Origin of the sequence: Chryseobacterium sp. BGARF1, assembly GCF_001677955.1 — a bacterium.
Classification (GTDB): Bacteria; Bacteroidota; Bacteroidia; order Flavobacteriales; family Weeksellaceae; genus Chryseobacterium.
Genome location: NZ_LELA01000108.1, coordinates 65,405 through 79,287, shown reverse-complemented (window position 1 = coordinate 79,287; position 13,883 = coordinate 65,405). Strand labels below are relative to the sequence as shown.

9 protein-coding genes are annotated in these 13,883 nt (G+C 33.9%); 8 read left to right on the top strand and 1 reads right to left on the bottom strand.

The window, feature by feature from the left end; genetic code table 11:
* The 4 genes from AB671_RS19330 to AB671_RS19315 form a co-directional block, all read left to right on the top strand.
* The coding region (locus AB671_RS19330) for a hypothetical protein (RefSeq protein WP_066764876.1) at nucleotides 1-628 on the top strand (628 nt) is incomplete at its 5' end.
* A gap of 150 nt (nucleotides 629-778) precedes the next feature.
* A complete protein-coding gene (locus AB671_RS19325; RefSeq protein WP_066679117.1) occupies nucleotides 779-1,663 on the top strand; it encodes a DUF4476 domain-containing protein in 885 nt (294 codons plus the stop codon).
* A 10-nt stretch (nucleotides 1,664-1,673) separates the two neighbouring features.
* Nucleotides 1,674-2,159: a hypothetical protein gene (locus AB671_RS19320; protein WP_066679118.1), complete on the top strand. Its 486-nt coding sequence runs from the start codon at nucleotides 1,674-1,676 to the stop codon at nucleotides 2,157-2,159.
* 103 nt (nucleotides 2,160-2,262) lie between these two features.
* Nucleotides 2,263-3,087: a S1 RNA-binding domain-containing protein gene (locus AB671_RS19315; protein WP_066679120.1), complete on the top strand. Its 825-nt coding sequence runs from the start codon at nucleotides 2,263-2,265 to the stop codon at nucleotides 3,085-3,087.
* A 59-nt stretch (nucleotides 3,088-3,146) separates the two neighbouring features.
* Here the strand turns inward: AB671_RS19315 and AB671_RS19310 are convergent, their stop codons facing one another.
* Nucleotides 3,147-7,064 (bottom strand): T9SS type B sorting domain-containing protein, encoded by a 3,918-nt coding sequence (locus AB671_RS19310; RefSeq protein ID WP_157444264.1) that lies wholly within the window; start codon nucleotides 7,062-7,064, stop codon nucleotides 3,147-3,149.
* 171 nt (nucleotides 7,065-7,235) lie between these two features.
* Between AB671_RS19310 and AB671_RS19305 the strand changes: the two genes are divergently transcribed.
* From AB671_RS19305 to AB671_RS19290, 4 genes are all read left to right on the top strand, one after another.
* Nucleotides 7,236-7,829, top strand: coding sequence for a TetR/AcrR family transcriptional regulator (locus AB671_RS19305; RefSeq protein ID WP_066679127.1), 594 nt, complete (start codon nucleotides 7,236-7,238; stop codon nucleotides 7,827-7,829).
* A gap of 90 nt (nucleotides 7,830-7,919) precedes the next feature.
* A complete protein-coding gene (locus AB671_RS19300) occupies nucleotides 7,920-9,272 on the top strand; it encodes a TolC family protein (protein ID WP_066679129.1) in 1,353 nt (450 codons plus the stop codon).
* Nucleotides 9,273-9,360: 88 nt separating this feature from the next.
* A complete protein-coding gene (locus AB671_RS19295; RefSeq protein WP_066679131.1) occupies nucleotides 9,361-10,422 on the top strand; it encodes an efflux RND transporter periplasmic adaptor subunit in 1,062 nt (353 codons plus the stop codon).
* A 6-nt stretch (nucleotides 10,423-10,428) separates the two neighbouring features.
* Entirely contained in the window at nucleotides 10,429-13,617 is a 3,189-nt protein-coding gene (locus AB671_RS19290) for an efflux RND transporter permease subunit (RefSeq protein WP_066679133.1), read from the top strand.
* Nucleotides 13,618-13,883: the final 266 nt, after the last annotated feature.

Here is a 13,883-nt window from a genome sequence, read left to right as displayed (position 1 = left end):
CCGTAAAAAACAAATTTTGAAAAAATTATTGTATCTGAATATTATTTTAATCATCTTAATACTTGTTGCAAGTGTTGTAGGATTTTATGCCTATAATTTTCCTATGTCTTTTGATTTTATATATCATTTTAAAGATTACGGAATGCAATATTATTTAATTATTTTACTGATAATTGCACTTTTAGCTTCTTTAATTACCTTTGTTAAAATCAAAAAATATAATTTTAAGAGCAGATTTCTGTGTGTTTTTTTAATACTGAATTGTCTGTTTTTAGGCTTTATTGTTTTTGAAGGGAGCTCAGAATATATGAAAAGAAGAAAAGCATTTACACTGCTTGAAAATGAGTATATACAACAAGCTAAAAAAGATATTGAAAATGATAGTTTGACCTATAAGTTTGCAGGTGGATTTATTGAGGCTGCTTATAATGAAAAGACAGAAAATAAAATTGACAGTATTTACAAAAATTATGGGGTGACTTATTTTAATACAGGATGTATTGTAGATTTTATGGATATCGAAGCTCAAAAAAAATATCAGGAAACTGTAAAGCCATATTTAATAAAAAGAAACGGAAAAAACTGGGAACTGAAAATGAAATCAGAAATAGAAAAAATAAAAAACTGATTTTTAGACTTCTCTTTTTTTGTCTAAACTTCTCTTGGATTCAATAATTTGAATAAGGTTAAACCAAATGATTTTAAATTATATTTTAATTGAAATTGCCTGTTTTTGGCATGAAAATAGAGAGCGAATTCACTATAAAATGAAATCATTATGAAAAAAATATTTACAGTTTGTACAATCTTATCCGGTCTATTGTTTTTTGCGCAGGAAGCAGGAAAAGCGGGTGAACTTTTAAAAAACGAAGTCTCTAAAAAAGAAATTGAATCTACAACCTCCAAAAGGCAAGATTCTCGAAATAATAATTCAGCTAATTCTTCAGGATTCAGAAATTCAAATAATCAGAATAACACCAACAGAAGACCTTCCAATCCCAATTATCAATGGAATAATAATTACGGATATGCGGAAGTTTTTCTAAGAATTCCTGAGAAGGGAAATTTTTCTGTGGAATTGGCAGATCAATTGATCTCAAACAACTCAGGTAAATACAGATTCTTTGATCTTCCATCGGGGAAAATCCCTATTTCAATTTATGAGAATGGATATTTGATGTACAGAACGACTTTGAATGTTAGAAATAACAGCAGGCTGGTTCTCGATTTTTTCACGAATGAAGGTTTGTATCTTTTAGATTCTTATCCGATTCAAAATGGCTATTACGGTTTTAATAACTGGAATGATATCTGGAACAATCCTTACGGGAACTCGGGAAACATTGGAAACATAGGAAACACAAATTATCCTAATGTAATGGATAATCAAACTTTCCAGCAATTTTTAAGTAGAATGAAAGAAGATGCATGGTTTGATGATAAAAAAATCATATTCATTAATCAGCAAGGTCGTCACGCTATGTTTACATCAGACCAAATAAGCGTTTTGGTAAAAGATTTAAGCTTTGATAAAAATAAAATTGCTTTGGCTAAATCGTTATTTTCAAAATGTGTTGACAAACAAAAATATTTTGTTGTAGAAGATGCATTAGATTTTGAAAGCAGCAGACGAGATTTGAGAGATTTTATATCTAATAATTAAAAGTTCTTCGATGAAAAAATTGATTCCGTTTTTACTCATTGTTTTATCAGTATCGATCTCAGATCAAAATATTGAGCTTGTAAGAAAAACGGTTCAAAAAATTAACCAAACAAAAGGTTTTAAAATTAAAACAGTTCCTTATTCTTATTTTATGGATAAATCTGAGGTAACAGATAACGGAATTGAATTAAAAGGGTTTTATAAAAACGATGCGCTTAAAAAGATGGAGCATTTCGTTGGTTTATCAGCCTGGAATATTGTAACCGAATATTTTTTTTCAGAAAATCATCAATTGGTTTTTGTGCATTCAACAAAATATCAAACGGTTGACGAAAATGGATATTTAGAAAAACCTCAAAAGTTGTCTGAATTGAGATGTTATTATGAAAATGATAAGCTGATAAAATCTGTGGGTACATTTAATACTGATAAAAAAACAGACTATCTGAAAGAATCCCAAAATCTTATCAGCGATTTAAGAAATTACAATAATTAATTTTGATGTAAAAAAACTCATTAACTCTAAAACTCTCCGACCAAAAAACACTTAAAACTCTCCAACTTATTTTCCTTACCTTTGCAGACTAAATTTATCATTAATGCAAATTGGAAAAACCCAGACCTTAAAAATTTCAGAAAAAAATAACTCTGGATGGATGCTTGAATCAGAGACAGGCGAAAGCGCTTTTATGTCTAAAGTTTTCATTCGTGATGAAAAAGAAATTGGTGACGAGATTGAAGTTTTTGTGTATCAGGATGACAACAAACTGAAAGCAACTACCGAAATTCCTTTGGCTGAAGTAGGGGAATTTGCAGTAATGACCTGTGTACAAAGCCTTCCAACGGGTGCATTTATGGATTGGGGAATCATCAAAGATCTTTTCATTCCTTATAAACAGCAAAAAACGAAAATTATTGAAGGTAAAAGATATCTTGTAAATCTTTATATCGATGATGAGCTTAAATTAATTACCGGAACGACAAAATTCAAAAGAAATCCACAGTATGAAAATCTTCCTTTCAAAAAGGGTGATAAAGTAGAGTTGTTGATGATGAATGAAAGCGAATTGGGCTGGAATGTAGTAATCAACAAAAAATATATCGGTTTGATTTATACTTCAGATGTTTATAAAAAGCTATATCCGCTTTCTGAGGAAGAAGGTTTCATCAAAGATATTCGTGAAGACGGGAAAATTGATGTGTCACTTCAGCCTGTAGGTTTTGAAAATATCGATGAATTCAAACAGAAAATCTTAAATAAATTAGAAGAGAATTTTGGATTACTTCATCTTTCAGACAAATCTTCTCCGGAAGAAATCAAAGATGAATTGCAGATGAGTAAAAAGAACTTCAAAAAAGCTTTAGGCGGATTGTATAAAGATAAAATTGTTGATATTTTAGAAGATAAAATAAGATTAGTTTAAACTAAATTAATTGACTACAATAAAAAAAACGAGCAGAAATTTCTGCTCGTTTTTTTGTTTTACTCTCTGTTTTTAATCAAAAGCCAGCCTGCATAATTTCTACCATCTGATACTTTTATAGAATACCAATAATTTCCTGTAGGAATTGGTGAACCATTAATCTTACCATCCCATTCCAGAGGTTTTTTGTTGATGATCTGTTTAAAAACCAAAACTCCTTTTCTGTCAAAAACGTGAATTTCAGAACCTGTGTAATTTTCTAAACCTGCGATCTTCCATTTGTCATTTATTCCGTCTCCATTCGGGCTAATCGCATTTGGAATATTAAAAATAGAAAAAGGTTTCTGACCAATGATACAGCCAGACTTTGTTCTTACATAAACAATATATTCCCCCATTCCTAAATTGCTGAACATATTAGAATCCTGCCAAGAAGAGTTGTCTAAAGAATACTCGTAATTTCCGGAAGCTGAAAGAATAACTGTAGCTGAGTTGTTATTGATATTCACCGAAACAATTTCAGCCAAAACAGAATAACTCAGCTGAATAGTATCGGTATTGCTGCATCCGAACATATTAGTAACGGTCACAGAATAATTTCCAGGACTTGAAACAGTGATTGTTTGTGTCGTTGCACCTGTACTCCATAGGTACGTTATAAAGCCTGTTCCGGCATCTAAAGTTACCGTTTTGCCTTTACAGAAATCAAAATCTTCGGGAAGTGTAATAATTGGTTTTGGATTTAAAACTAATTCTAAAACAACATTTTTAAAACATCCATCTGCCGTTGCAACTTTTACATTGATTACATTTGAACCTATATTTAAAGTATAATTTGTCGGATTCGGAATTGGAGCTCCTGTTTGAGTGGTATAGGTGAAAATATAATTATTAGGATTTGCAATAAGGTTGCTTTGGTATGAAGTAAGGTCGACAACCATTGTATTTCCTGTAGAAACATTACAAAGTGATGTTCTGTAATTGTTTGCCGGAACATTATTCTGTGAAAGTATTACTGCGATTGCCAGTTTTTCAGACTCACATCCATTTAAGGTTTGGGTAACGAAATAAGTTTGTCCATGAACGAGTGAAGTGGTAAGCGGCAAAACATTTCCTGCAGCATCGTAATATATTAAGCCAGTTCCGTTTACTACTAAATTTGCCAATCTAGGATTTGCCGATTCACAGAAATCCTGATTGATGTTTGCAACAGGTTTTGGTGTATTGTTTACAGTAACTAGAATTGATATTTTAGTACTTTCGCAACCATTGATTGTTTGTGAAGCAAAATAAGTTTGCCCATTTACAAGCGGAGTAGTTGTAGGCAAAATAGTATTGGCAGCGTCATACCATTTGATATTTTGACCTGTGATTTGAAGATTGGCTATTGTGGGTTGATTGGTTGCACAGAAAACTTGATTTGTAACTGTTGTCGTTGGTAACGCAGGAGAATTTGCAATTACATTTTGATTCTGTGTGAAATTATTTCCGTTTCCGTCGCTGTAAGTCCAATGAATAACATAAGTTCCAGGAATTGAATAATTTAAGGGGTCTGTAGTTGTTGCTGTAATAGTTCCTGCGCAATTATCTGTTGCTGTCGGAAAATTAGAAATTATGGTGTTGCAATCTCCGGTAATGTCGGGAAGTTGTGCTGTATTTGGAATTGGGGCGATGTTGTCACCAACTACAATATTTACAGTGAAACCTCCGTCGCATGCTCCTGATCCCGAAATCTGACAGGTATAAGCTCCTGCATTTGCTAAAGTAGCATTCGGGATAGCTGGGTTTTGAAGATTTGATGTAAATCCGTTTGGTCCTGTCCAGTTGTAGGTTGTTCCGCCCGTTGCATTTAATTGAATATTTGAATTGATACAAACAGGTGAGTTTGATATTACTGTTCCAGTTGAGGTACAGTCTTGGAATTTTGCAATGAAGGCATCATGATTTCCTGTGCCTCCGTATTGTTGATTAAATGTTCCGGGAGTGGCTATCCCACTTGTATTAAGACCTGAAAATCCCGTTAGATAAATGGCTTCCTCATTGTCTTTTGTCACTTCACCTTGTTGAGTGGCACCATTTCCTGTATAATATGTACCCCATTCTTTAATATCATTTTGATTATATTTTATAATAAGCGTTGAATTATAAAGTGGAGGCATGCTCATATATGCACCTGGAGTAGATATGTCTGCTTGACCATTGCTGTGGAGTGCTGTGAAAAATACATTTCCAGATGTGTCTGGATAACCAATTAACTGAAAAAAATTTGCAAAATTGAGATAAGATTTGGTGATTGTATGAGTAGTTAAGTTAACTCTCCAAATTCCTGGGTATCCACCTGATCCTGTAACAGCAGAATATTCTCCAGGAAGTATGAGAATATTGTTAACAATTCTTGCTTTAAATATAACTTCATGACCTAAATTACCATAATAGCTTGATTTTAAAATAGTTGATCCTGTTTTGGATAGTCTTAAATAAATTCCATCTGAACCTCCTCCCTTTATAGGCTGAAAGGCATTAACCATGGGAATTGTTGATGATTGAGTAGCCCCAATCATTTCGAGAGCGTCAGTTGAAGATATAATCTGATAAAAACCAGTGGAACCATCAGATTTACCAAAATATGTAGCCCAATCAACGGTTCCTGTAATTGCGTTCATTGAACCAATAACCCCGTCAGTATAACCAGATGGACTTGCTTTTGAAGGTTGCATAGCATTCACAGTAGGGAAATCGAAGCTGAAAGTACTACCTGCAAAATAAAGATGATTTTGATTGTATGACAAGCTGTTAAAATTATCATTTGAATTTGTTAAAAATTCTTTTTGAAATATCAAATTACCAGTACTATTAAATTTTACTAAAAAGATGTTTTTGTTGAGTAATGTATGTTGAATTTCTCCACCAGCATAAATATTAAAATTTTCATCAAAATCGACGTCGCCAACATGTTCATCAAGATTGAAACCATAATATGTACCCCAAATCTTTTGACCGAATTTTGTTATTTTCATCACGTAGGCGTCAAGATTTCCTGCTACCGTTTGCTGATGAGTACCTGCTGTTGCAAAGTTTGTGGTACTTGATGTAGATCCAAAAATATAAAGTGTATTTTGAGCATCTGTTTTTGCTCTTGCATAGTCATTTCCAAAGCCAGCAATATAACTTCCCCAAATTCTTGTTGGTACAGGATCAATAATGATTGTTTTATTAGAAGTGTTGACTGGAGAATTAAAACCAAAAGTTTGATTTTCTAGATCTTTAAATGAAACATTAATATTTTCTCTACTATTTCCTTCAATCCAACTTTGTGGAATATTTTCCTGCATTATACCAAAGCGCAAATCCATTTCTAATTTACTATCCTGAATCTTTGTTTCAGCACCATTAAATTTCATTCTAATATCCGATACTTTTCCTCCTGGATTAATAATGAAATTATATTCAATAGGTTTTAAAGTGTCTTTAGGCTTAAAGAATATCAAATCTATGTTTTTATAAATATTTTTATAAGTAACTTTTTGATATTTGTGGATGTTGGTTATACCTTTAGAATTGTGGTTTATATTGTAATAATTATCATAGTCTTTAGATTTATTTTCGGCTATAATTTTGGCGTTTGGATTTGAATTGACAAGCTCTATATCGATTCTATGATAAATATTTTCATAAGTAAATTCATTAAAATTAAAACCTGGCTTTTGTGGAAGATCGTTTTTTTCTGCTTTACGATAATTAGGATTCAGTGTCTTTTTAACTTCATATACGTCATAAGAAAACCCTCCCTTCCGCAACTGAATATTCAATCCATTAGAGTGAAATAAATATTTTACATCGTTATTAGGTTTTCCATTTTGATCAACGATTTGACCTTTATTTTCATAGAAATAATATTCACTATTCTTTTGAAAATTCTTCTGCCCAAACGAAAAAGCACAGCTAATTATTGAAAAAAGGAATAAAATTTTTTTCATCGTTATTAATTTTCCGCAAATATAATCAAACAATGCTTCTGCGGGAATTAATAAATCATGAATACGTGATTCGTTGACCAAAATATGATGCAAATCATATTAATTATATTGTTTAACAATTTTGTCAAAACAAATGATTGATATATATTTGCACAAAATTGTTTAACAAAAATGTCAAAACAAGAGAAAAAAGATCAAACCCAAGAGTTAATCAAGCAAACCGCAAAGAATTTATTTTTTGTACAAGGTAAGTTTGATGCCACAACACAGGAAATAGCAGATGCCGCAGGTGTCAATAGAACACTTATTAATTACTATTTCAGATCCAGAGATAATCTTATTCAGATTATTTTTGATGACGCACAGAAAGTAGAAAAAGAAAAGTCTGAGATTATTATGACATCTGACCTTCCTTTTAAAGAAAAAATATCCCAGTTTATTGAAGGAAGTCTTTCTACAAGTCTTCAGTATCCTTATTTGGAAACCTATATCGTTTCACAGATCAATAAAGGAAACTGTCGTAAAAAAGATATTGAAACTGAGGATTTAGAAAAACTGTACAAAGACATCGAAGCAGAGATGGAATTAGGTAACATCGAGAAGATGAAACCGGTACATTTTATCTTAAACATGATTGCGTTACTTATTTTTCCCAGTGCCATCCGACCTCTTTTTATGGAAAACATGAATGTTACAGATAAAGAGTTTGACGAACTGATTTCGGAAAGAAAAGAGATCATTCTTAATATGCTTTTTAAGAAATAATTAAAAACTGTTAAAGTAATTTAAGAAATGAATCGTTCTTTAGGAATAACGATTAAAAAAAAAATAAAAAAATAAACGAAGTATAAAATTATGAACAGAAAACGTATAACTGCTAAAAAGCTCAAAATTGGTGTAGCTGCAGCATTTATGATGTTGGCCTCTTCATCAGCTTATGCGCAACAGCAGATCTCTCTGCAGGAAGCCATTAAACAGGCGTTGCAAAATAAAGCTGAAGCTAAAAAAGCGGCTTTGCAGATTAAAAAAGCAGAGTACAAGATCAGTGAAGCCAGATCTGGAGCTTTACCACAAATTGGAGCTACTGCAGGGGTAACTTACAATCCGGTAATTCAAGAATCATTGTTAGAGTTTGGAGGCGAAAGAATTCGTGCACAATTGGGACAGGCTTGGCAGTCTCAGGCGGTAGTTACTCTTAATCAGACTATTTTTGATCAAAGAGTTTTTACAGGTCTTAAAGCAGCAAAATCTACCAGAGAATTTTATGTTTTAAATGCTCAGTTAACCAACGAACAGATTATTGAAAACGTAGCAACAGCTTATTATCAGGTTTTTGTACAGGAAGAAAACCTTAAAACCTTAAATGTAAGTTACACCAATACTGAAAAAGTAAGAAATGTAATTAAAAGTTTGGTAGATAATGGTTTGGCGAAAGGGATTGATTTAGATCGTACTAATGTACAATTAACTAATATCAGTTCAAGCAGACAACAGTTGATTAATGCAGTAGGACTTACCAAAAACTCATTGAAGTTCTACATGGGAATTCCTATCGATACCGATATAGAGCTGGAGCAAAAAACGATTGAGCCTCAACCTCAGCTTTTGGCAGATGCAGTAAATCTTGATGGTCGTTCTGAGCTTAAAGTACTGCAAAAAAACAGAGAGCTTTTGGTGTACAACAAAAAAGCAACTGAAGCCTATCTTTATCCTACTGTTGGTTTGCAGGCGAACTATGGTTGGGCAGGAATGGGTAAGAAATTCCCTTTAACAAACGGATTGAATAACGGAGTTCTTTGGAGCGATTATTCTGCGATTGGTTTAAATGTAAACATTCCGATTTTTACGGGTGGTTCTACAAAATCAAAAATTCAGCAGGCTGAAATTGATATCTTAGATCTTGATCAGGATATTCAGAATACTCAGCTTCAGTTAAGTCTTGAATATAAAAATGCAGTAACCAATATTGAAAATTCATTAATCAATATTGAAAGCATGAAAAGCAATGTAACGCTTGCCGAAAAAGTACAAAAAGATACGCAATCAAATTATCAGTACGGTTTAGCAACGCTTACGGAAGTTTTAGATTCTGAAAATGCTCTTACAAATGCCAAACAGAATTACACAACGGCATTATTAGACTACAAACAGGCTGAAATTAAATTAATAAAAGCTAAAGGCGAGCTTAATACTTTACAAAACCCATAAAAACATGAAATCGCTATGAATTGTAGTACAAAAAAATTACTAAAGATTTGGCGATTGCATTTGACTTTTAATTAATAAATAACTTCAAATGAAAAAAACTTTAATATATATCATCGTAGCAGCTGTACTTGTTGGTTTAGCAGCTTGGAAAATTGCAGATAACAAAAAGAAGCAGGACACCGAAGTAAAAGAAGTGGCAAAACAGGTTGATAAAATCAACGTGAACGTGATCACTGTTTCAAGAGAAAATATTGATACCGACTATGCGGCAAACGGAACTTTTATTCCTAAGCAGGAACTACAACAGTCATCTGAGATTTCAGGACGTATTGTAAGTGTTTTGGTAAAAGAAGGTTCTAAAGTAGGAGCGGGGCAGGTTTTGGCAACTATCAAAAGAGATGCAATCGAAGTTGATGTTACTCAGGCTCAAAACAATTTACAGAATGCGATTATCGATAACCAACGTTACGAAAATGCATATAAAACTGGTGGTGTTACAAAGCAACAATTGGACAACTCAAGATTGCAGTTGAAAAACATGCAGGCTGCTGTAAGAGCTCAGGGAGTGAAAATCAATGATACAAGTATCAGAGCAGGAATCAGCGGTACTATCAATAAGAAAATGGTGGAGCCGGGAACTGTAGTTTCTCCAGGAACTGCTTTATTCGAAATTGTAAATATCAATTCATTGAAACTTTCAGTTTTGGTTGACGAAAGCCAAATCGGAAGAATTCAGCTGGGTCAGGAAGTTCCAATTAATGTAAATGTTTTACCAAACGATTCTTTTAGCGGAAGAATTACATTTATCGCTCCTAAAAGTGATGTTTCTCTAAATTTCCCTGTTGAAATTGAAGTTCAAAACAGAGGAAATTTAAAAGCGGGTATGTATGCAACTGCAACTTTCAAAACCAACCATGGTGCTGAAACTCAAAATATGTTGACGGTTCCTGCAGAAGCTTTCGTAAACGGTGTAAGTTCAGGACAATTATTTATTGTCAACAATGGAACTGCTAAATTAATTAAAGTTCAAACAGGAAAAGTGTATGGTGATAAAGTTCAGATCATCAGTGGATTGAATGGTGGTGAACAAGTAATTACCAGTGGGCAAATTAACCTAGATAACGGTTCAAAAATCAATATCGTAAAGTAACAGCAGATGAAGTTAGCAGAAATATCCATTAAAAGGCCGTCCCTCGTTATCGTATTATTTACGATCCTTACGTTGGGAGGTTTATTAAGCTACTCCATGATGGGGTACGAGTTGATTCCGAAGTTTGAAACCAATATGGTAACGATTTCTACAGTGTATCCGGGAGCTTCACCTTCAGAGGTAGAAACTTCGGTAACCCGAAAGATTGAAGATGCTGTAGGTTCTTTGGAAAACGTAAAAAAAGTAGAATCTTCATCTTACGAAAGTTTATCAGTAATCATGGTTCAGTTGAACACAGGTGCCGATGTAAACTATGCTTTGAATGACGCACAGAGAAAGGTAAATGCAATTTTGGCGGACCTTCCGGATGATGCAGATCCGCCATCTCTTCAAAAATTCTCTTTAGATGATTTACCAATCATGACTTTGAGTATTACCAGTAACAAACTGAATAATAAAGAGCTTTATGACCTTTTAGATAAGAAAATCGAGCCTATTTTTTCAAGAGTAAATGGTGTAGCTCAGGTTGACCTTGTTGGTGGACAGGAGAGAGAAATTCAGGTAAATTTAGATGAAAAGAAACTGCAGGGTTATGGTCTTTCTATCGGAGACGTGCAGCAGGCAATTCTTTCATCTAACTTAGATTTCCCTACAGGAGCTTTAAAAACGAGAACTTCAAGATCTACGATCAGACTTTCTGGAAAGTATAGAGATGTGAATGAAATGAATAACCTTGTTGTTTCTAATAAAGATGGAGCACAGGTGCGTCTTTCAGATATCGCTACTGTTTTTGATAGCCAAAAAGATGTAGAAAAAGTGGCAAGATTTAATCAGAATTCTACCATTTTAATGCAGGTTAAAAAACAATCTGATGCCAATGCAGTAGCAGTTTCAGAATTAGTTCAGAAAACCATTGCTCAGGTTCAGGATGATTACAAAACACAGGCTGTAAAAGTAACTATTGTAGATGATACAACAGACTTTACGCTTGCAGCAGCGGATCACGTAATTTTCGATTTATTCTTAGCGATTATTTTGGTTGCTATTGTAATGTTATTGTTCCTTCACAATATCAGAAATGCATTTATTGTAATGGTTTCTATTCCATTGTCTTTGATTGCTACGGTAATCGGGATGTACTTAATGGGATATACTCTAAATTTAATGAGTTTATTAGGACTTTCATTGGTGGTAGGTATTCTTGTGGATGATGCGATTGTGGTTTTAGAAAACGTTTACCGTCACATGGAGATGGGGAAAAGCAGAATTCGTGCAGCGTACGATGGTGCTTCAGAGATTGGGTTTACCGTAACGGCAATTACTTTGGTAATCGTGGTGGTATTCTTACCGATTGCGATGAGTTCTGGTTTGGTATCTGATATCTTAACTCAGTTCTGTATAACGGTCGTTATTGCAACATTGTTTTCATTATTAGCTTCATTTACTATTATTCCTTGGTTATCTTCAAGATATGGTAAGTTGGTACATTTAACAGGGAAAAATCCTTTCGAGAAATTTATCCTTTGGTTTGAAAAGCAATTGGAGAAATTTACACACTGGATTACAGGAATTTTGGAGTGGGCTTTAAAGTCAACTTTAAGAAGAATAGTGACTGTTTTTGCAACTTTTATTATTTTGATTTCATCATTTATGTTGGTGGCATTCGGATTTATCGGAGGTGAATTCTTCCCTAAAATGGATAGAGGGCAGTTCCTTGTTCAGATGGAATTACCAAAAGATGCTTCTGTAGAAAAAACCAATCAAATAACTCTTGAGGTTGAAAAATATCTTAGAGCAGATAAAGATGTGGTAGACATGATTACAACTGTAGGTCAGCAATCAACAGGTTTTGGAGGTGCGCAGGCTACTTTGTATCAGTCTGAGATTCAGGTAATATTGGTAGATAAAGCTGAGCGTGAAGAAAGTACTGATATTAAATCAGCTAAAATCAAAAGAGCTTTAGAAGAAAAGTTTACCGGAGTTGAGTTTAAAACAGCACCAATCGGATTAATGGGGGCAGACAATGCGCCAATTGAAATGGTGGTAACGGCTCAGGATAACGAAACGGCAAATAAAGAAGCCAACAGAATTTTAGAATTGCTTAAGAAAGTTCCTGGTTCTGTAGATGCTGAATTATCAACCGACTCGGGAAGCCCAGAAGTTCAGGTGAATATCGACAGAGATAAAATGGCTTCTTTAGGTTTAAATCTTTCAAGTGTAGGGCAAACGATGCAGACTGCATTTAATGGAAATACAGACGGGAAATTTAGAGCTGGAGAATATGAATATGACATCAATATTCGTTTTGCTGATGCCAACAGACAGTCGATTGATGATGTAAGAAACTTAATGTTTACAAATCCTCAAGGAGAGCAAATCAGATTAAGCCAATTTGCAGATGTGAAAATGGGTTCAGGACCAAGTTTGCTTGAACGTAGAGATAAAGCGCCTTCTGTAAAGGTAAAATCTAAAGTTGTAGGTCGTCCTGTAGGAGATGTTGCCAACGAATGGGCAGCTAAGTTTATGGATAACGAAAAAACAAAACCTGCAGGTGTTTCTTATATCTGGAGCGGTGATATGGAAAACCAGACTGAAGGTTTCGGTACTCTAGGAATTGCATTATTAGCGGCTATTGTATTGGTATATCTGGTAATGGTTTCATTGTACGACTCGTTTGTGTATCCGTTTGTGGTATTGTTCTCAATTCCTTTGGCATTGATTGGGGTAATGGTTATTTTGGCCATCACCGGAAATTCAATTAACATCTTTACGATGTTAGGGATGATTATGTTGATTGGTTTGGTAGCGAAAAACGCGATTATGATTGTCGATTTCGCCAATATGAGAAAAGCAGCCGGAGCAAGTACGCATGATGCTTTGATTCAGGCTAACCACGCACGTCTTCGTCCGATCTTGATGACTACGATTGCGATGATCTTCGGTATGATCCCGATTGCGATTGCAAAAGGAGCAGGAGCGGAGATGAACAACGGATTGGCATGGGTAATCATCGGTGGTTTGACATCATCATTATTCCTTACTTTGATCATTGTACCGGTAGTATATTCACTATTCGACTCAATGTTAAGAAGAATGGGTAAACATGAGAAACCAGACTATGAAGCTGAAATGAAAGCTGATTACGAACATAGAGAACTAAGTGAAGACGGGTTTACCGCAAAACACGTAGATTAATATAACAACCTTTAATTAACCTAAAAGTGCATCAATGTATTGATGCACTTTTTTTATGGCTTTAATGTATACCTCCTAAAATTGGTTTATATATCAAGAAAATAAGTTACAGAAGCGTATGTAATGTGATTATATAAGGTCTTTTAAACTTGGTGTTAAAAGGTGATTTATTTATCGAAAAGCGCAGGTGTATTATCGAATTTAAGGCAGAAGTACTGTTTTTATCATATCTTTGTTCATCCGAAAATACTTGGTTTCCAATCTCA

Bases quoted from the DNA above. Each gene is read 5' to 3' on its own strand.
- AB671_RS19290 (WP_066679133.1), top strand. From the start codon at position 10,429: ATGAAGTTAGCAGAAATATCCATTAAAAGGCCGTCCCTCGTTATCGTA.
- AB671_RS19320 (WP_066679118.1), top strand. From the start codon at position 1,674: ATGAAAAAATTGATTCCGTTTTTACTCATTGTTTTATCAGTATCGATC.
- AB671_RS19325 (WP_066679117.1), top strand. From the start codon at position 779: ATGAAAAAAATATTTACAGTTTGTACAATCTTATCCGGTCTATTGTTT.
- AB671_RS19310 (WP_157444264.1), bottom strand. From the start codon at position 7,064: ATGAAAAAAATTTTATTCCTTTTTTCAATAATTAGCTGTGCTTTTTCG.
- AB671_RS19295 (WP_066679131.1), top strand. From the start codon at position 9,361: ATGAAAAAAACTTTAATATATATCATCGTAGCAGCTGTACTTGTTGGT.
- AB671_RS19305 (WP_066679127.1), top strand. From the start codon at position 7,236: ATGTCAAAACAAGAGAAAAAAGATCAAACCCAAGAGTTAATCAAGCAA.
- AB671_RS19300 (WP_066679129.1), top strand. From the start codon at position 7,920: ATGAACAGAAAACGTATAACTGCTAAAAAGCTCAAAATTGGTGTAGCT.
- AB671_RS19315 (WP_066679120.1), top strand. From the start codon at position 2,263: ATGCAAATTGGAAAAACCCAGACCTTAAAAATTTCAGAAAAAAATAAC.